The sequence below is a fragment of the Arthrobacter sp. YN genome (assembly GCF_002224285.1).
Classification (GTDB): Bacteria; Actinomycetota; Actinomycetes; order Actinomycetales; family Micrococcaceae; genus Arthrobacter.
Map to the genome: position 1 here is coordinate 2,823,725 of NZ_CP022436.1, position 18,423 is coordinate 2,842,147.

An 18,423-nucleotide genomic window follows, 5' to 3' on the forward strand; every position below is an offset into this window, starting at 1 on the left:
CCGACGGGGGACTGTTGGGCAGCGCCGCCCCACAGATGGAGAAATGATGACTATTGCCGCGAGCACTGACACGGAGTCTCACGAGTCGCATGTCGCAGACACCCACGATCTCATCAGGGTCCAGGGTGCGCGCGAGAACAACCTGAAGGACGTCAGCATAGAGATTCCCAAACGCCGGCTCACGGTGTTCACGGGGGTCTCGGGGTCAGGAAAGAGCTCCCTGGTTTTCGCCACGATTGCTGCAGAGTCGCAGCGCATGATCAACGAAACGTACAGCGCTTTTGTCCAAGGGTTTATGCCCTCGCTGGCCCGCCCCGACGTGGACATGCTGGAAGGCCTGACCACGGCGATCATCGTGGACCAGGAGCGCATGGGCTCCAATCCCCGTTCAACAGTTGGCACAGCCACGGACGCCAACGCCATGCTGCGGATCCTCTTCAGCCGCCTCGGCCAGCCGCACATCGGTTCACCCAACGCCTACTCGTTCAACGTCCCCACGGTGAAGGCCAGTGGCGCCATTACTGTAGAGCGCGGCGAGGGCAAAACGAAGACGGAGAAAGCTACGTTCAACCGCTTGGGCGGTATGTGTTCACGCTGTGAAGGCATGGGATCCGTCAATGACTTCGATCTCACGGCACTCTACGACGACACCAAGTCGCTCAGCGAGGGCGCGCTCACCATTCCCGGATACACCATGGATGGTTGGTACGGACGGATCTTCAGCGGTTCCGGGTTCTTCAATATGGACAAACCAATCGCCAAGTTCACCAAGAAGGAACTCCACGACCTCCTGTACCGTGAGCCCACCAAAATCAAGGTAGAGGGAATCAACCTCACCTACGAAGGCGTCATCCCCAAGATCCAGAAGTCGATGCTCAGCAAGGACGTGGACGCCCTGCAGCCCCATATTCGCGCATTCGTTGAGCGAGCCATCACGTTCACCACGTGCCCGGAGTGCGAGGGCACAAGGTTGAGCCCCGAAGCGCGGTCTTCGAAGATTAAGGGCAAGAGCATTGCCGACGTCTGCACCATGCAGATCAGCGACCTTGCCGGCTGGATCCGCGAACTTCATGAGCCCTCGGTGGCGCCCCTCCTGAAAGGACTCCAGCACCTTTTGGATTCCTTCGCGGAGATCGGCCTCGGCTATCTTTCGCTCGACCGGCCTGCCGGCACGTTGTCCGGGGGAGAGGCGCAGCGCACAAAGATGATCCGGCATCTGGGATCCTCCCTCACGGACGTGACGTACGTTTTTGATGAACCCACCATCGGACTCCACCCGCACGACATCGAGCGAATGAACCAGTTGTTGCTGCAGTTGCGGGACAAGGGCAACACCGTGCTGGTGGTGGAGCACAAGCCCGAAACAATCGCGATCGCAGACCACGTGGTTGACCTTGGCCCCGGCGCAGGAACCGGCGGGGGCTCTGTCTGTTATGAGGGAGATCTGGATGGTTTGCGGGGGAGCGACACCATCACCGGACGCCACCTGGATGATCGTGCTTCGATCAAGAAGACTGTGCGTTCAGCTTCCGGCCAACTGGAGATCCGGGGAGCGGCAACCAATAACCTCAAAAACGTCGACGTCGACATCCCCTTAGGCGTTCTCTGCGTCCTGACCGGTGTGGCAGGGTCTGGCAAAAGCTCACTGATCCACGGCTCGGTGGCGACACGTGAGGGCGTGCTGGTGATCGACCAAGGCGCCATCCGCGGCTCGCGGAGGAGCAACCCCGCCACCTACACCGGACTCCTGGAACCCGTCCGCAAAGCCTTCGCGAAGGCAAACGGTGTGAAGCCGGCGCTGTTCAGCTCCAACTCGGAAGGTGCATGCCCTACATGTAATGGCGCCGGGGTCATCTACACAGACCTCGGAGTCATGGCAACCGTGGAATCCACGTGTGAAGAGTGCAATGGAAAGCGCTTTCAGGCCTCAGTTCTTGAATACAAGCTGGGGGACCGCAATATTGCAGAAGTGCTTGCAATGTCTGTGGATGAAGCCGAAGTCTTCTTCAAAGAAGGTGAAGCCAGAACACCGGCCGCCCACAAGATTCTGGACCGCTTGGCAGATGTTGGCCTCGGCTACCTGACCCTGGGCCAGCCGCTGACCACTTTGTCCGGCGGTGAGCGCCAACGCCTGAAGCTGGCCACGCAGATGTCCGAAAAGGGTGACATCTACATCCTGGACGAGCCGACCACCGGCCTGCACCTGGCCGATGTACAGAACTTGCTGGGCATGCTGGATCGCCTGGTGGAGTCGGGCAAATCCGTGATTGTGATCGAACACCACCAAGCCGTTATGGCTCACGCGGACTGGATTATCGACCTGGGACCAGGCGCAGGACACGACGGCGGCACCATAGTTTTCGCCGGTACGCCGGATGAGCTTGTGGCCGGGAAATCGACGCTGACGGGCAAGCACCTGGCTGCGTACGTCGCGAACAGCTGACGGCCTCGGTGGTGGTCGTTCCGAAATAGTTCGGAACGACCACCACCGAATCTACTGGTGAAGCTCGAATTTCCGTTCCATCCCCAGATGCTGACGCCGCCAAGTGCCAGGGGACATGTGACAGACGGCGGAGAACGTTTCATGAAAGGAGCTCAGCGACTGAAAACCCGCTCGCGCGGACACAGCCGCGGTGGGAAGATCTGTCGTCAGAAGAAGACGCTGAGCGTGAGCGACGCGGTGTTGTCGCAGGTAAGCGTTGATGCCTACGCCAAACACCTCACTAAAGATGGAAGCCGCCCGGTTGGGGTGAAGGTGAATTGCAGCCGCCACATCCGTTGCACGGACTGGTGATCCTGAGTTTTCCTTGATGAACAGCGCCATCTTGGCGGCACGTTGCATGTTCGCAGAAGATTTGCCATCTTCCGGCATGGCTTCGGACCAATCACCAAGGGATAACCGAACCAGCAGTCCTTGGATTTCCAGCTCCGCAGCGTGTTGTCCAAGATGACCCGGGAAGTAGAGATCGTAGGCCCAGCGATGGAAACTCGCCTCCAACCCGGAGTAGTCCCCGTTTGATGGTCCATGGAGGATCTCTCCCTGGAGCAGCCGGGCCTTGACGTTCGGGGGGACTGACCAAGACAAGAACCGTGCCAACGGAACTGTGGCGAAAGCAAATGGCGTTGCCGGATCCATCTCCACCAATTGATGCGGTTGAGCGCCCCAAAACGCTGCTGGAATGCCTGCAGGGATGACGGAAGTACGGCCGCCGGAGTCGTAGATTACAGGGGCGGCACTGAAGTTCACCTCAATGTCATTGTGAGCATGCGCTTCTGACATGCGGCTTGAATTGCCGCGCCACGCGACGAAGCCGAACGAGTTGTCGGTTTGCCGAGGCTCAGGGACATCTAACATGGTGGATTCTTGGAATTCCGTGGGGGAGAAGGCGACAAAGGTCCAGAACTCCAACCGTAGCATTGTGGTCACGATCAAGTTCAAGGAGATAAGTCATGACTCAAGAAATCCACCCTGCGGCCGGACCAGCTGCTCAATTCGCCAGAGCCCCCCGCGAGTACCATCTGACCGACAAGGAGATCGCCAGCTTCGACGAGAACGGTTACATCATCTTGCGCAATCGGATTGGTGGCGACCTGCTGAGAAAGCTGCAGGCCGCCTCGACTCGATGGATTGCCGACGGGCAGGCACTGAAAAGTGAGGAAGACGGGCGTGGTGATTACAACTTCGCCACCCGCCCATCAGGGAGAGTACTCTTTCGAATCAACTATCTGCACAGCAAGCAGGAGGCCGCTTCACTGGAACTGCTTGGGAGCCCTGAAATGCTTGGAATCGCCGAAAGCCTTGCCGGCCCTAATTTCGTGCCAACCTACGAGTCGCTCGTCTTCAAGAACACTGGCGACGGAGCCCCGATCGATTGGCACCAGGATGCAGTGCACCCGCGAACCCACCGCATTTTCAATGTTGACGTCTATCTGGATGCCAGTCGGAGGGGCGCCGGATCACTACGGGTCGCGCCCGGCTCCCATAACCACATCGTTGATGTATGCCAGCTCGAAGAGGAATACGGATGGGACGCCCCGGGTGTCATCCAGACAGAGATGAACCCGGGCGACGTCCTGGTGCACGACGTGATGTTGGTTCATGGCTCCGAGGCCACCCTGGCGAATGCACTACGCCGGACCATCTACTACGAATTCCGCCCGGCGGAGCAAATCCTCGCGGAAGGTCCATGGGACCACAGCTTCATCGACCAACGACTGCGACTGGTGGCCTTGGGGCTGGCTGAATGGAAGAAACAAAACCCGGACCGCGCCGCCTTTTCATGGAACGTGGACAACGAGTTGGCTCCGATGGTCAGCAGCGACACCGAAACAGAATTGCGCGTTGCCCATGCCACCCATAGCCCCGGGTCATTCTGCAGCGCCGGGAACGTCGCGCCAACACCCAACGGCCGCGCAGTCCAGATCGCATCACAGGGAGAAGCTCATTGATTGTCGGCTTGAATCCGGCGGGACTTACGAGTCGCCGGATTCAAGCCGAGCTCGCGGCTACTTCTACTCGTCCTACTTGAACGCCGATAATCTACATTATGTAAAGTACACCGAATGAGGCCCTCCCCGCTGACCCGAAACCAACCTCATCGCGGCTTGCCTCATGCCGCTTCATTTCACGCCGAACTTCGCACTAGTGCGGCCAGTGTTGGGCTGACGTCAGGACATTGTGCGGCGCCTTGTCATGGAGATTTACCGCTTTCGCTGCACTTGACCCTTGCCGCACTCCTGCTAGTATCGAAAAAACGAAGGCATGTCCTATCAAAAGAACAAAGGGTGACATACTCGGCGCGTCGTACGTAGTGGCGTAGCGGAGTTGAGCCGGGAACGCGGGGAACATTCAGTGGCGAATCAACTTGGTCTGAACATCGACCGATCCTCCCCCGTGCCCCTTTACCATCAGGTTGTCCAAGGCATCGAAGCAGCGATCCACAGCGGCCTCCTGGAGCCCGGAAGCCGGCTGGATAACGAGATTGACCTCGCAGCACAGCTCAACCTGTCCCGGCCCACCATGCGCAAAGCCATGGATGAACTGGTCCGTTCCGGCCTTCTGGTCCGCAAACGCGGCGTCGGAACCCAGGTGGTCTCCAGTCAAGTCCGTCGGCCGCTGGAGCTTTCAAGCCTTTTTGACGACCTCACGAACAATGGCAAGAAACCCACCACGGAAGTACTGAGTTTCTCCCACATGGAGGCTGACGCGCCAACTCTGGCAACCCTGCAACTCCCGGCCGGTTCCAAGGTTTACCACTTCACCCGCCTGCGCAAAGTGGGCGGTAAGCCATTGGCGTTGATGGAGAACTGGGTCCGCGACGACATCGCCTCCATGGATGAAGCCATGCTTGCGGCCGAGGGCCTCTATGCGATTCTGCGCAGGGGTGGCGTGAACTTCCGCCTGGCCACACAGCGCATCGGCGCAATGATTGCCAATGACTATCAGGCACCCCTTCTTGAAACCGACGTCAACTCTGCTTTGGTCACCATGGAACGTACCGCGGTGGACGACACCGGGCGACGGGTCGAGACCGGCCATCACGTGTACCGCGCCGACTCCTACAGCTTTGAAATGACCCTCGTACAGCGCTAAACGCAAAGGACTCCCCTGCCATGACCAATTGGGTCTACCCCCTGGGCACTGCCGCCGACGGCGACTGGGATATCTCACTCGGAACCTCCGACTCCGCAACGGTGGTGGACGGCTGGGCCCATACGGGACTGAAGGTCGCCACCCTCGCCGCGGGCGCCGCCGTCGAACTTCCAGCGGTCAGTGAGGAACGGATTGTGGTTCCCCTCAATGGATCGTTCACTGTCACAGTGGACGGCGTCGAATACCCCCTTGCGGGGCGACCCTCCGTATTCAACGGGCCCAGTGACATCCTGTATTCAGGCATCGGGAAAGCAGTCACCATCAGTTCGTCCGACGGCGGCCGCGTCGCCGTGGCCACTGCCCCGGCACAGGCCTCCCACCCAACACGACTGGTAACAGCTGCTGAGACGCCGGTTGAACTGCGTGGAGCCGGCAATTGCTCACGTCAAGTCCACAATTTCGGGACACCCGCAGCTCTGGAAGCAGACCGTTTTATTGTCTGCGAGGTCATCACCCCCGCCGGAAACTGGTCCTCCTATCCCCCGCATAAGCATGACGAGGAGAAGGACGGAGAAACGCACCTCGAGGAGATCTACTATTTCGAGACCCAGGTTGCCGCAGGCTCCGGCGCTCCCTCCAACGCAGATGCCATTGGCTACCAGCGGGTTTATGCCTCTGACGAGCGCCCCATCGACGTTTCGGCAGAGGTCCGCACAGGCGACGTCGTCCTGGTCCCCTATGGCTGGCACGGCCCCGCCATGGCAGCGCCGGGCTATGACATGTACTACCTCAACGTGATGGCCGGCCCCGGACCAGTCCGCGAGTGGCTCATCAGCGACGATCCCCACCACGGCTGGGTACGGCAGAGCTGGGACGGCCAGGACATCGACCCGCGGCTTCCGTTCGGGGTTTGATCCGGCCCGTGCCCTTCCGCTGCAATAAGAAAGCCTCCTCCTGAATCCGCTGGATCCTGGAGGAGGCTTTTTGTTTGTCAGAACGTGACTGTCACGGCCACCTTGACCGGCGAACCGGTGACCAGCGATTCCTGGGCCGCGTCTGCCACCCGGGATGCTGCCACGGCATCTTCCGGCGTGCACGGGTTCTCCCGCTCCCCCAGAATCAATTCAACGAATGCCGCCATTTCGGAGCGGTATGCCGCTTCGAAGCGCTCGGCAAAGGTCTGGTGCGGATTCCCTGCCGGGAAGTTGACACCCGGTTCAGCCGACACCATGGCGGTCTTATCGTCCAAGCCCACCATGACTGAATTGTTGGAACCCTGGATCTCCAGGCGGACGTCGTGGCCGGCCCCGTTGTAGCGGCTTGCCGAAACCGTTCCCATGGTGCCGTCGTCGAAAGTGACAACGGCAAGCGCCGTGTCCACATCGCCCACATCGCCAATGGCTGGATCACCGTTGTTGGAACCCTTGGCATACACCTCAACAATTTCCCGCCCTGTCAGCCAGCGGAGGATGTCGAAATCGTGGACCGAGCAGTCGCGGAACAGACCGCCGGATGACGCCAGGAACTCCACGGGCGGCGGCGTCATATCGCAGGTAACTGCCCGCAACGAATGGATCCACCCCAGTTCGCCGGCCTGGTAGGCACGTTGTGCTTCGAGGTAGCCCGCGTCGAACCGGCGTTGATGGCCGATCTGCACCACGCCATTGTTGTCCCTGACGTAGTCCAGCACCGGAAGCGCGTCAGCGACGTTCATTGCCACCGGCTTCTCGCAAAAGACCGGAATGCCGGCGTCGACGCCCGCCCGAATGAGCTCCGGGTGTGTCCCCGTTCCAGTGGCTATGACCAGGCCGTCCACTCCGGAGGCGATGAGGTCCGCGACCGTCGGCACAAAATCCGCCCCCAGGTCCGCCGCAACCGTCCGCGCGTGGTCGGCGGCAACGTCAGTGAGGCGAAGCCGTACGTTGACACCTTTGTTGTGAAGGCCCGCGTTCAACGCAGTGATGTTGTTCGCATGCATGACGCCGATGCGTCCCACACCGACCAAGCCGAGAATGATGTCTTTCATGATGTTCCTTCCGGGAAAATACTGCTAGAGAATCGTCGTGGGCTGAACCGTCATGTCGGCTTCGCCAGGGAACACGATCCCCAGTTGGCGCCGGATCTCGTCAGCTACTTCAAGTGTGCGAATGGAATCTGCGAGCATTCTTTGGCTCGCCTGCAGGCCACCTTCGGCAATGGTGCGGGCCACGGCTGCTGCCTCATAATGCAGGCCTTCGAGATGTCCGGCTGCGGCTTCGTCGTAACGAAGTCGGCGCCCCTCAGGGAATCTGACGTCGAACGCGCCCGGCATGTTGAAGGGGCCTTCGATCACCAGCGTGGCCTTTGTACCCACAATGGTGGCTGCCGTGGGCGTGAGATTGTGCAGGTGGGTGTTCACAGTGGCCTGCGCACCGCCGTCGAACGTCATGATGGCTGAAACTTGGGCGTTGACCCCTGTCCTGTGAGGCTGCCCGAGTGCATGCACCCGGAGTGGACTGCCCAACACCTCCGTGACCAGTGCCAGAGGGTAGGTGCCGAGGTCAAGAAGCGGGCCTCCGGCCAGTTCGGGATTGAAGATGCGGTGGGAGGGATCGAAATGCTCACCATACTCGGCAACAACTGTGGTGATGCTTCCCAGCGTTCCAGCCTCCAGGAGTTGCCTGATCACATCGAATTTCGGCAGGAAGAAGGTCCACATGGCTTCAGCGGCGAAAACTCCTGCCGCTCCTGCGCGTGAAGCAATGTCCCGCGCCTGGTGGGCATTGAGCCCAAGCGGCTTTTCGATCAGAACATGCTTGCCGGCGTCGATCGCCAACACCGCTGACGCGTGATGTGCGGTGTGGGGCGTGCAGACATAGACAAGGTCCACGTCCGGAGCGGCGGCGAGTTCCTCATAGCTGCCGTAGGCGGCCGGTACGTTGAATAACTCAGCAAAGGCTTTTGACCGGCTCAGCGAACGGGACCCGACGGCGGTTATCACCTGCCCGGTATGCGCCTGGACAGATTCAGTGAACCGTTCGGCGATCCACCCCGGTCCCATGATGCCCCAGCGAAGGGCCGGAGCATCCCGGGATTCCGGAACGCGGGACTGTGGGAGCAAAGCAGGCGTCATGAGTAGCTGACTTTCGTAGAGGCGCCGTTGCTGTGCATTGACTGGATCATTGCCTGCGCAACGAGGGCTGCGTTGAGCCCTTCCTGTGCGCCCGCCAGTGGCGGCTTCTCCCCGTTGGCAAGTGCGGAGATCCAGGCCTGCAGCTGGATCCGGTACGCGTCGGCGAAACGAGGGCGCCAGTCAGGCGGGATGACCCGCTGCTTTGTTCCGTCCTGTTCGATGCCGAGCAAGGAAGTGTCCTGCAACGCCGTGGTTCCGAGCTCGGAGACCACCTCGCAGCGGATGGTGTAGCCGTACCGGGCATTGAGGTACAACTCCAAAGTAGTGAGTGTTCCATCGGCGGTACGAAGTGTCATGAACGACGGATCCTGAAGCCCGTCTCCTGCATTTCGGGTGCTCTTTCCTGCCTGCCACGACACTTCCGAGATAGGCGAGTCCAAAAGCCAGGGAATGATGTCCAGCTCGTGAATGGCCGAATTGGTAATGGCGGATTCCGAGGTGGTTCCGGGTGCTGCGGCGGCATTGCGACTGATGCAATGAACCACCAGGGGCTCCCCCTGTGACCTCTCCTGCACGGTCTTCCGGAGTGCCACGTAGCCCGGGTCAAAGCGCCTCATGAACCCAAGGGAGAGAAGCGAGCTTCCCGTTGCGGCAACCATGTCGGCGTCGGCAGCCACAACTTCCAGGCTTTCCAAAAGCGTCGGTGCCAGCGGCTTCTCGCACAGCACCGGAGTCATCGCATCGAAGCACTCCAAGACCAAACCGGCGTGGGTGGAATCGTGCGAGGCGACTACCACGGCGTCCACCACACTGGAATTGATCAGTTCTGACGGGTCAGTAGTTACGCGCGCTGAAGGCGGCGCCGCCGCGGCGGCGCGTTCGGCGTCGAGATCTGCCACAAAAGTGACTTCGGCTCCGCCGATGGTGGTGGAGAGGTTCCTGATGTGGTCCGCGCCCATGATTCCGGCGCCAATGACGCCTACACGGATCGGCATGGTGTTCCCTTCTGATGTATGACGTGAGTCCCGCCTGGATGGAGTGCACAGCGACGCGGGGTGCTCCGGAACAAGCTCCGGAACACCCCGCCTCCTGCTCGCGTCAGGCGTGTTTCGGGCCGCCCGCGTTCACAGTGTCGTCGACGTCGGCAACCTCGGCCTTGACCGCTTCGACCACATCGCCATGGCCCCCCAACTGCTCCAGCTCGTGGGCGAGTTCGGCAAGCTCTGCACCGCCGGCCATCTGAGCCGTCAGCTCGTCCAGGGTGATGTCCTTCTTGTCGTAGTAGCCAATCGATTTGCCGCGTTTGAGCAGCAGGAACCGATCACCCACGGGGAAGGCGTGGTGCGGGTTATGGGTGATGAAGATGACGCCCAAGCCGCGGTCGCGGGCCTGGAGGATATAGCGCAGAACCACACCTGACTGTTTGACGCCCAACGCCGCCGTGGGTTCGTCCAGAATGAGGACTTTGGCGCCAAAGTACACGGCACGGGCAATCGCGACACACTGGCGTTCGCCGCCGGAAAGCTGCCCAATGGGCTGCTCCACATCGCGCAGGTCAATGCCCATCTCGGCCAGTTCCTTGAGCGTGATGGCCTTCATCTGTTCAACATCCATGCTCTTGAACGGTCCGAAGCCCTTGGTTAGCTCCGAGCCGAGGAAGAAGTTCCGCCAGATCGGCATCAACGGAACCACTGCAAGGTCTTGGTAAACAGTTGCGATACCCGCATCCAAGGCATCACGGGGGGAACCGAACTTTCGCTCCTCCCCCATGATGTTGAGCAGGCCTTCATCGTGCTGGTGGAGGCCCGCGATGATTTTGATCAGCGTTGACTTGCCCGCGCCGTTATCGCCCAGCACACAGGTCACTCGGCCGTTGTCCACGGCCATGGTGACGTCACTCAGCGCGATGATGTTGCCGTAGTGTTTGCCCACTCCCTCAAGGGAGAGAAGGTGCACAGGTGTATGGGTCAGGGGGTCGCTTTCGTTCTTAAGCAGTGTTTCCTGGTCGATTGCTTTTGCATTCATTTCCTTGGCCCCTTACTTGAGTTCCGCGCGGCGCTTGACGATGAGGTTGACGATGGTGGCGAGCAACAGCATCAGGCCCAGGAAGAACTTGAACCAGTCCGGGTTCCACTGTGCGTACACAATTCCCTTGTTGGCCATGCCGAAGATAAACGCGCCGATAGCACCGCCGACCGCTGAACCGTAGCCACCCGTCAGAAGGCACCCACCGATGACTGCGGCGATGATGTAGAGAAACTCATTGCCCACGCCTTCGCCGGACTGCACCGTGTCGAAAGCGAAGAGGTTGTGCATGCCCAGGATCCACCCGCAGAAGCCAACGCCCATGAACAGCCCAATCTTGGTGGCCTTGACCGGAACGCCGACAGCCCGGGCGGCATTCGCGTCGCCTCCGACTGCGAAGATCCAGTTCCCTACCCGGGTCCGCATGAGAACCCAGGTGGCGACCGCTACGAGGGCGATCCAGATGAACACTGTGATCTTGACGTCGATGCCCGCGATGTTCACCGACGAAGCGAAGACCCCGCGTGCGGTGTCGAAGCCGTCCATGTTCGAGATGGACGGTGAGGAAACGGAGCCACCGATCAACCGGGTCAAACCCAGGTTCAAGCCGGTCAGCATCAGGAAAGTTGCGAGGGTGACGATGAAGCTTGGGAGCTTGGTCTTCATGAGGATCCACCCATTGATGAAACCAATGGCCAGTGACACCACCAATGCCAGGATCACACCGACCCAGACATTGGTGCTGAAGTACCAGCTGAACATCGAGGCAGTCAGGGCCGAAGAGATCACAGCGACACCTGTGGAGAGGTCGAACTCTCCACCGATCATCAGAAGTGAGACTCCAACCGCCATGATTCCGATGGTTGAGCTTCCGTACAACACGGTGGCAAGGGCGTTGGGTTGGGTGAACGTCGGCGAAACCACAGCAAAGAAGATGAAAAGTACGATGGCGCCGACGAGGGCACCGACCTCGGGCCGCCCCAGCATCTTTTGCAGTGGGCTGCGGCGGGCGACCCGCTCATCAAGGGCGGGAGGAGTGAGCTTTTGAGTGATGGTCATAATAATTCTCCTTGTTGCCGGGCCGGCCGTGGGGCCGGCCCGGCCAGCTGGCTGTTAGCGGATACCCTGTTCAGCGAACTTCAAGACGTCGGCAGCGTTGGACTGATCAACGATGGCCGGTCCGGTGAGCACTGACTGCCCGCCACCGACTTTGAAGCCGCCGCGCTTGTTCTGCCACAACGCATCCACGGCCCCGTAGCCCTGGAGCCATGGCTGCTGGTCCACAGTGAACAGGACACTGCCATCGACAACCTTTTGGGCGAGTTCCTTATTGAGATCGAAACTCGCAACCTTTGCCGAACTCCCGGCAGTGCTGACTGATTTCAACAGCGTCAGGGTGATGGGAGCACCGAGGCCGATGATGACGTCGGCATCCTTGGAGGCCTGCAGTTTTGCGGTGGCAGTAGACTCCACCGATGTCATGTCAGCTCCATTGACGTAGAGGATCTCCGTCCCAGGGACTTTTGCCTTAACGCCTGCGCACCGGGCTTCCAGCCCTACATGCCCCTGCGCCTGGATCACGCATACCGGGTGCTTGTAGCCGCCCTCTGCCAAGCGCGTACCCACTGCCTCGCCGGCGAGCTTTTCATTTGAACCGAAGTGCGTAAACGCTCCAAGCTGCGCGGAGGCCGCCTCGCCGGCATTGAAGCTGACGATCGGAATGCCGGCGTCCGCTGCCTTTTTCAAGGCATCTTTCAGTGCATCCGGGGTGGCCAGCGTTACGGCGATGCCGTCCACCTTTTGATCCACGGCCTGCTCAATGAGCTGCGCCTGCCGGCCCGCCTCCGGATCGGAGGTGTACAGGAGCTCCACATTGTCCTTCGCCGCGGCTTCCTCAGCACCCTTCCTTACGGTGTCCCAGAAAGTGTCACCCGCGGGTGCGTGGGCAATCAACGCAATCTTCATCCGCTCCGTGGTGGCCACCTGGCCTCCCCCACCGGCGGAGCCAGCCTCGGGAGCCCTCCCGCCGGTACTCGAACAAGCACTCAAAGCCACCATCGGCACAACTGCCGCAACGAGTGCTGCTTTGCGCCACGAAAAACCAGTCACCATAATCTCCTTTGATCCCAGGCCCGGGCCGCCACCTTGCAGCCTCCGGAGCACCGTCTACGTTTGATCATGGTGACTTGGCTCACGAATGTCAATAGTTTGTCCTGACATTAGTATGTTTGGACGTGGCGAGCTCTGACCTCAGCGTCTGACTGCCGGTTCAGCGGTTGTTCCCCTGACAACCAAAGTAGGATCGATCAATTTCCTGTGGGGCCCGGGGGCGTTGCCCTGGATTCGATCCAGCAGCACCCGCGCTACCTCCATCCCCACCAGGTCGCTGCGGTTATCCACGGACGTCAACTCCAAGAAGCGCGACTTTGCCAAGGACGAATTATCGTAACCGACCAACGAAATATCGTCCGGCACCATCAGTCCGCGGGACTTTATGGCGCCGAGGGCGCCCAGCGCCATGGTGTCGTTGGCAGCGAAAATCGCCGTAATGCCGGGATGATGGTCCAATAGCCAGCACGCGGAGGCGTAGCCGTCCTCTTCCGAGGTACCCCCCTCCTCCCCCACAACCACCAGATCCATGCCGGCCGGCTGGGCGCGCCCCTGAAAACCTGCCCTTCTGTGGGCAGCAGCACCACCCGATCCCGAAAGGTGGCCGACACTACGGTGCCCGAGGCGCATCAGGTGGTCCGCGGCCATGGCGCCACCCCCGTCGTCGTCATTGGTTATCAGGCTTACCTCCGCCGGCACGCCATGACGCCACCCGGCCACGACCGTGGGAACCACGGCGCCGCCCAGCACAGCTGCCCCTGGTTCCGCCGCGATGACCAACCCATCAACGTGCATCGCAAGCAAGCCATCGGCAGCCTCCTTGATGCGGTTTTCACCCGGACGCGAGTCTGCGAGCATGACCTGGAAGCCCGGCTCCGTCAGCACGGATTCCATACCGCGCAGCAGGTCAACGAACCAGAGGTTGCGGTAGTCGTCAATGACGAGCCCGATACTTTTGGTTCGGTTGCTCGCGAGCGTGGTCGCCGCCCGACTGGGGCGGTATCCCAGCTCCGCAATGGCGTTCCGGACCGACTCGCGGCGCTTGTCACTGACCCGTTCAGGATTCTGTAGTACCAGCGAAACCAGCGACGGCGAGACACCGGCCGACTTTGCGACATCGTAAATAGTTGGTCGTCGAGCCTGGGGAATGCGTGGATTCATGAGGCATGTCCCCCACGGGCCTGGACATGGCACAGACAATGATTGACAGGACATATAGACATAGTTACGCTCAAAGTCAGCATGCAAAATTGTAGCGCTACAAAATGCCGTTGAGCCTCCCCGCCACGGCTGAATTTCAAAGGAGAAATCATGGCTGACAGCCTTGGTGTCGCGGTTATCGGCGCAGGTATGGCCGGTAAGGCCCACGCGGCGGCCTACCGGACAGCGTCTACCCTCTACAGCCCGGTGCTGCCGCAGATCCGATTGGTTTCCATAGGTGACGTCAACGCCGAATTTGGCTCGCTCGCTGCCCGCCGCTTTGGCTACGAGCGGCATGACACCTCGTGGCAGGCCATCGCCGAAGCAGACGATGTTGACGTCGTGAGCGTGGTCATTGCCAACTCGCTCCATCGCGAGGTAGTTGAAGGCCTCCTGGCCGCTGGCAAGCACGTGCTGTGTGAGAAGCCCCTCAGCGATTCGTTGGAGGACGCACGCGCCATGGCCGAAGCTGCGCGGGCTGCCGAGGGCCGCGGAAACCTGGCCCGAATCGGCTTCACCTTCCGCCGCACCCCGGGCATTGCCTATATCCGGGACCTCATTCAGAACGGCGTTCTTGGCAACGTCCTGCACTTCAGTGGCCGGTACTGGACCGACTACGGCTTCAGCCCCTCCGCCCCCATGAGCTGGCGCTACAAGGGCGGCCCCGGTTCCGGCGCGCTGGCCGACGTCGGAAGCCACCTGACCTATGTTTCCGAATTCCTCTGCGGCGACATCAAATCCATCAGCGGCGGCCGCCTGACCACCGCGATCGACAAGCGGCCCCTTCCGCTGAGCGCAGTCATGGGTCACGACCACGTTGCCGTCAGCGACACCTTCGAGGCCGTCGAGAACGACGACTACGCAGCCTTCAACGCAGAGTTCGCCAACGGCGCCGGCAGCTTCGAAGTCTCCCGCGTCGCCGCAGGCCACGCCAACAGCCTCCAGTTTGAGGTCTTCTGCGAAAACGGCGCAGCAAAGTTCGACCAGCGCCGCCCCAGCGAGATCCAGCTGTTCCTCACCGACGGGTCCGGAAACGAGAATGGCTACCGCCAAGTCATCCTCGGCCCAGGCCACCCCTACATCACTGGCGGGCTGGCCATGGACGCTCCGGAGGTCGGCTTCGGCCAGAACGATGCGTTCGGTTACCAGGCCCGCGCGTTCCTTGAAGAAGTGGCAGGGCTCAGCGATGAAGCATCACTGCCCCGCTGCGCCACGTTCGACGACGGCGTACGCAACATGGAACTTCTCGGCGCCGTTACCGAATCCGCCCTGAACAACGGAAGGAAGATCCAGCTATGAAGCTCGGCGTCTACAACGCGATTCTCCATGACCGTCCGCTGCCGGAGGCTTTGAAGGTCATTGCGGATCTGGGACTTACGGGAATTGAGATCAACACCGGCGGTTTCCTGCCTGCCGTGCACGTCCCAACTTTTGACGAGATCCTCCAGAGTGATGCCGCCCGTGACGAGTACCTCGGAATTTTCGAGGGAACCGGGGTTTCCATTGCAGGGTTGAACTGCAACGGCAACCCGCTGCACCCCAAGCGCGAAATCGGTGAGAAGCATGCCGAAGACATCCGCCGCTCAATCCGTTTGGCCCAACGCTTGGGACAGAACCGCGTGGTGACGATGTCCGGTCTGCCTGGCGGTGAGCCCGGAGCCACAACGGTCAACTGGGTGGTCAATGCTTGGAATTCCGCAGCACTGGACGTACTCGACTATCAGTGGGGTGTCGCCGCGGAATTCTGGAAGGAAACCGACCGCCTTGCTGCGGATCATGGGGTAAAAGTGGCGTTGGAGCTGCACCCGCAGAACATCGTCTTCAACACCGCGGACGTCCACAAACTGATTGAGCTCACGGGCGCCACCCACGTCGGGGTCGAGCTGGACGCTTCCCACCTGTTCTGGCAGCAGATGGACCCGGTCGCTGTAGTCCGCGAACTGGGGTCGCTGGTGTTCCAGGCAGCCGCCAAGGATGTCCGCGTCAACACGGAGAATGCTGCACTCTACGGCGTACTGGACAACAGCTTCCGTCGGCTTTCCGCAGACGAGAACCGCACCAACCTCGGCGGGGACGAATGGGCCAACGAATGGCCGAAAAATTCCGCCTGGGACTTCGTGGCCCTGGGCCGGGGACACGATACGGGGTTCTGGACAGAGTTCCTCCGCGCACTGCATGAGGTGGACCCGGAGATGCTGATCAACATCGAGCATGAAGACGTCTCCCTCGGCCGGATCGAAGGATTGCAGGTGGCAGCCCAAGTCCTGCTGGACGCAGATTCGGCTCTTTCAGCTTCTTTGAAGCCTGCCCAAGGCTAGACAGCTTTGAACTGTCGGGCATGACATCCCGACTCTGAGGGGACGGCGCCAACGCGCCGTCCCCCTCTTTTTGCCCACTACATCATCAGGAGGAAAGATATGCGCATTGGCATCGTCGGATACGGAGCAGGGGGAAGTACTTCCACGCACCGTTCATTGACGCAGCCGAAGGCATCGAGCTGGTGGGGGTTGTAGCGCGTTCGGAGGCAACCGAGGCATCTGTCGAGTCGGACTTTCCGGGGCTGCCCACCGCATCAGGCGAGCTATGGCGCGTGCACTCCATCATGGACCAGGACAACGCAGACACCCGGGAACTACGCGCCTACGGCAGCGAGGGGAGCTACATCGCCTCGGGATCCGATGTTCAAGCGGATGCCTTGATGCAGGGACTCAAGCCGGCAATTGAACCCGGATCGTGGGGCATCGACGTACAGGAGAATTGGGGAACGCAAAGTCCTGGACGCTGCCCGCCGCAGCGCGCTGGAGAACGTTGTGATTGCATTCTGAAGAGGCCAGGCGCCAGGCGCAGAAAACGCCCGATGCCTGCCGGCGTCGGGCGTTTTCTGCATGATTATCAACAAGCACATTCTCGGCGGAAGCAATTCTGCCAGTCAGCCGCTTACTCCGGCCTTCTCTTTGAAAAGGTGCTCCAGTTCCTCAAGGGACTTGCCTTTGGTCTCCGGAACAGTGCGCTTGACCCACACAATGGCACACAACTGCAGCGCCACGAAGATAAAGAATGTCGCGGAGACTCCCATCAGCGAGACCAGCTGCGGGAAGAAGAAGCCGATCAGGAAGTTGATCATCCACAACACAAAGACGCAGATACCCATGCCGATGCCACGGACGTGCATGGGGAAGATCTCGGACATGGTCAGCCACGTCACGGTTCCAATACATCCCTGCATGGAAGCAAGGAACGTCACCATGAACAGCAACACCAGGTAGCCACGCAACGTACTTTCCGGCAAGGCAAGGGAAATGAGCGCAATGGCCGTCAGTGATGACGCCGTACCAATCAACCCCACAATGAGCATGGGTTTCCGGCGCACCCGCGTCATCAAATACATGCCTACGATGACGGCTGCCACGGACGTCATGCCGTTGAGTACGTTGGCAATCAGTGCCCCTTGGTCCCCAAAACCGGAAGAGGACAAGATGGTGGTCCCGTAATACATGATGGCATTTACGCCGCTGATCTGGTTGATGATGGCCATGCCAAGACCGACCACGAAGATCCTGCGTATCCAGGGCACGGCGAGATCCTTGAACGTGCCGAGCTTGGACTGATAGTCCTCCCTGGCCGCCTGGCGTACTTCGTCGAACTCAGCCCCGACATCCCCTGCACTCCGTGTCGAGCGCAGCACTTCCAGGACTTCGCCGAATCGACCGGCTGACGCCAGCCAGCGTGGGCTCTCCGGCAGGACGAGCATGCCGAACCACAGAATCACGGCGGGAAGCGTGGCAATCACCAGCATCCAGCGCCACACGTGCATCTCTTCAGGGAACAGGTTTCCCAGCACCGCATTGGAGGTAAAAGCCAGGAACTGGCCGGTGACGATCATGAGCTCGTTCTGCGTGACGATCCTGCCGCGCTGGGCGGCCGGCGACATCTCGGCCAGATATACGGGAACGATGACCGAGGCACCGCCGACGGCGAGACCCAGGACTGTACGGGCAAGGACCAGGAGCTCCGTGCTTGGCGCCAGGGAGCACCCCACGGTGGCAAAGGCGAAGATCAGGGCCAGGCCCATGATCGTCTTGCGCCGTCCAAACCGATCAGACAACCGTCCCGCGCTGATCGCGCCGAATGCTGCACCGAACAGCAGCGTTGAGGTGACAAGACCCTCGGTCAGCGGAGTCAGGCCCAGGTCCTTCTGCATGAACGGTAAAGCACCGTTGATCACGCCGGTGTCATAGCCGAACAGCAGTCCGCCGAACGTGGAGAACAGCGCTACCTTGCGGAGAAATTTCTTTGGATCGGTCGGCTTGCTGGTCTTCCCGGAAGTGGCGGGGGGGACGGCTGGCCGACCAGTTTCGGTCTCGATGGAAGAAGACTTGGTCAT

The 18,423-nt window shown here is 60.6% G+C and carries 15 protein-coding genes; 6 read left to right on the forward strand and 9 right to left on the reverse strand.

Going from position 1 to position 18,423, the window contains the following annotated elements; translation table 11 throughout:
* Positions 1-46 precede the first annotated feature (46 nt).
* Positions 47-2,443: an ATP-binding cassette domain-containing protein gene (locus tag CGK93_RS12745; protein WP_198318471.1), complete on the forward strand. Its 2,397-nt coding sequence runs from the start codon at positions 47-49 to the stop codon at positions 2,441-2,443.
* Between the two features lie 51 nt (positions 2,444-2,494).
* On the opposite strand, the gene CGK93_RS12750 is transcribed toward CGK93_RS12745, so the two are convergent.
* Positions 2,495-3,409: a helix-turn-helix domain-containing protein gene (locus tag CGK93_RS12750; protein ID WP_157731794.1), complete on the reverse strand. Its 915-nt coding sequence runs from the start codon at positions 3,407-3,409 to the stop codon at positions 2,495-2,497.
* 41 nt (positions 3,410-3,450) lie between these two features.
* Between CGK93_RS12750 and CGK93_RS12755 the strand changes: the two genes are divergently transcribed.
* The 3 genes from CGK93_RS12755 (at position 3,451) to iolB (ending at position 6,507) form a co-directional block, all read left to right on the forward strand.
* Positions 3,451-4,449, forward strand: coding sequence for a phytanoyl-CoA dioxygenase family protein (locus tag CGK93_RS12755; RefSeq protein WP_089595153.1), 999 nt, complete (start codon positions 3,451-3,453; stop codon positions 4,447-4,449).
* 403 nt (positions 4,450-4,852) lie between these two features.
* On the forward strand, positions 4,853-5,593 hold the full coding sequence (locus CGK93_RS12760; RefSeq protein WP_089595154.1) for a GntR family transcriptional regulator: 741 nt from the start codon (positions 4,853-4,855) through the stop codon (positions 5,591-5,593).
* Positions 5,594-5,613: 20 nt separating this feature from the next.
* Entirely contained in the window at positions 5,614-6,507 is an 894-nt protein-coding gene (gene iolB, locus CGK93_RS12765) for a 5-deoxy-glucuronate isomerase (protein ID WP_089595155.1), read from the forward strand.
* Positions 6,508-6,584: 77 nt separating this feature from the next.
* Here iolB and CGK93_RS12770 read toward each other — a convergent pair whose 3' ends face one another.
* The 7 genes from CGK93_RS12770 to CGK93_RS12800 form a co-directional block, all read right to left on the reverse strand.
* Complete coding sequence (locus tag CGK93_RS12770; protein WP_089595156.1) at positions 6,585-7,619, reverse strand: Gfo/Idh/MocA family oxidoreductase; 1,035 nt, start codon at positions 7,617-7,619, stop codon at positions 6,585-6,587.
* Between the two features lie 24 nt (positions 7,620-7,643).
* Positions 7,644-8,705 (reverse strand): Gfo/Idh/MocA family protein, encoded by a 1,062-nt coding sequence (locus tag CGK93_RS12775; protein WP_089595157.1) that lies wholly within the window; start codon positions 8,703-8,705, stop codon positions 7,644-7,646.
* Entirely contained in the window at positions 8,702-9,700 is a 999-nt protein-coding gene (locus CGK93_RS12780; protein WP_089595158.1) for a Gfo/Idh/MocA family oxidoreductase, read from the reverse strand. The genes CGK93_RS12775 and CGK93_RS12780 overlap by 4 nt, the downstream gene beginning before the upstream one ends.
* A 103-nt stretch (positions 9,701-9,803) precedes the next feature.
* Positions 9,804-10,730, reverse strand: a complete 927-nt coding sequence (locus CGK93_RS12785) for an ATP-binding cassette domain-containing protein (protein ID WP_089595159.1) — start codon at positions 10,728-10,730, stop codon at positions 9,804-9,806.
* A 12-nt stretch (positions 10,731-10,742) separates the two neighbouring features.
* On the reverse strand, positions 10,743-11,789 hold the full coding sequence (locus CGK93_RS12790) for an ABC transporter permease (RefSeq protein ID WP_089595160.1): 1,047 nt from the start codon (positions 11,787-11,789) through the stop codon (positions 10,743-10,745).
* A 54-nt stretch (positions 11,790-11,843) separates the two neighbouring features.
* On the reverse strand, positions 11,844-12,839 hold the full coding sequence (locus tag CGK93_RS12795) for a substrate-binding domain-containing protein (protein ID WP_089597433.1): 996 nt from the start codon (positions 12,837-12,839) through the stop codon (positions 11,844-11,846).
* 141 nt (positions 12,840-12,980) lie between these two features.
* The gene (locus CGK93_RS12800) at positions 12,981-14,000 is read right to left on the reverse strand and encodes a LacI family DNA-binding transcriptional regulator (RefSeq protein WP_089595161.1); all 1,020 of its coding nucleotides are present in this window, start codon (positions 13,998-14,000) and stop codon (positions 12,981-12,983) included.
* A 150-nt stretch (positions 14,001-14,150) separates the two neighbouring features.
* Between CGK93_RS12800 and CGK93_RS12805 the strand changes: the two genes are divergently transcribed.
* Positions 14,151-15,338 (forward strand): Gfo/Idh/MocA family protein, encoded by a 1,188-nt coding sequence (locus tag CGK93_RS12805; protein WP_089595162.1) that lies wholly within the window; start codon positions 14,151-14,153, stop codon positions 15,336-15,338.
* A complete protein-coding gene (locus tag CGK93_RS12810; protein ID WP_089595163.1) occupies positions 15,335-16,357 on the forward strand; it encodes a sugar phosphate isomerase/epimerase family protein in 1,023 nt (340 codons plus the stop codon). The genes CGK93_RS12805 and CGK93_RS12810 overlap by 4 nt, the downstream gene beginning before the upstream one ends.
* Before the next feature lie 611 nt (positions 16,358-16,968).
* Here CGK93_RS12810 and CGK93_RS12820 read toward each other — a convergent pair.
* On the reverse strand, positions 16,969-18,423 hold the full coding sequence (locus CGK93_RS12820; protein ID WP_089595164.1) for a sugar porter family MFS transporter: 1,455 nt from the start codon (positions 18,421-18,423) through the stop codon (positions 16,969-16,971).

Coding starts and splice junctions, on each gene's coding strand:
- CGK93_RS12775 (WP_089595157.1), bottom strand. CDS start 8,705: ATGACGCCTGCTTTGCTCCCACAGTCCCGCGTTCCGGAATCCCGGGAT.
- CGK93_RS12745 (WP_198318471.1), top strand. CDS start 47: ATGACTATTGCCGCGAGCACTGACACGGAGTCTCACGAGTCGCATGTC.
- CGK93_RS12785 (WP_089595159.1), bottom strand. CDS start 10,730: ATGAATGCAAAAGCAATCGACCAGGAAACACTGCTTAAGAACGAAAGC.
- CGK93_RS12770 (WP_089595156.1), bottom strand. CDS start 7,619: ATGAAAGACATCATTCTCGGCTTGGTCGGTGTGGGACGCATCGGCGTC.
- CGK93_RS12800 (WP_089595161.1), bottom strand. CDS start 14,000: ATGAATCCACGCATTCCCCAGGCTCGACGACCAACTATTTACGATGTC.
- CGK93_RS12780 (WP_089595158.1), bottom strand. CDS start 9,700: ATGCCGATCCGTGTAGGCGTCATTGGCGCCGGAATCATGGGCGCGGAC.
- CGK93_RS12810 (WP_089595163.1), top strand. CDS start 15,335: ATGAAGCTCGGCGTCTACAACGCGATTCTCCATGACCGTCCGCTGCCG.
- CGK93_RS12755 (WP_089595153.1), top strand. CDS start 3,451: ATGACTCAAGAAATCCACCCTGCGGCCGGACCAGCTGCTCAATTCGCC.
- CGK93_RS12820 (WP_089595164.1), bottom strand. CDS start 18,423: ATGACCAAGTCTTCTTCCATCGAGACCGAAACTGGTCGGCCAGCCGTC.
- CGK93_RS12790 (WP_089595160.1), bottom strand. CDS start 11,789: ATGACCATCACTCAAAAGCTCACTCCTCCCGCCCTTGATGAGCGGGTC.
- iolB (WP_089595155.1), top strand. CDS start 5,614: ATGACCAATTGGGTCTACCCCCTGGGCACTGCCGCCGACGGCGACTGG.
- CGK93_RS12805 (WP_089595162.1), top strand. CDS start 14,151: ATGGCTGACAGCCTTGGTGTCGCGGTTATCGGCGCAGGTATGGCCGGT.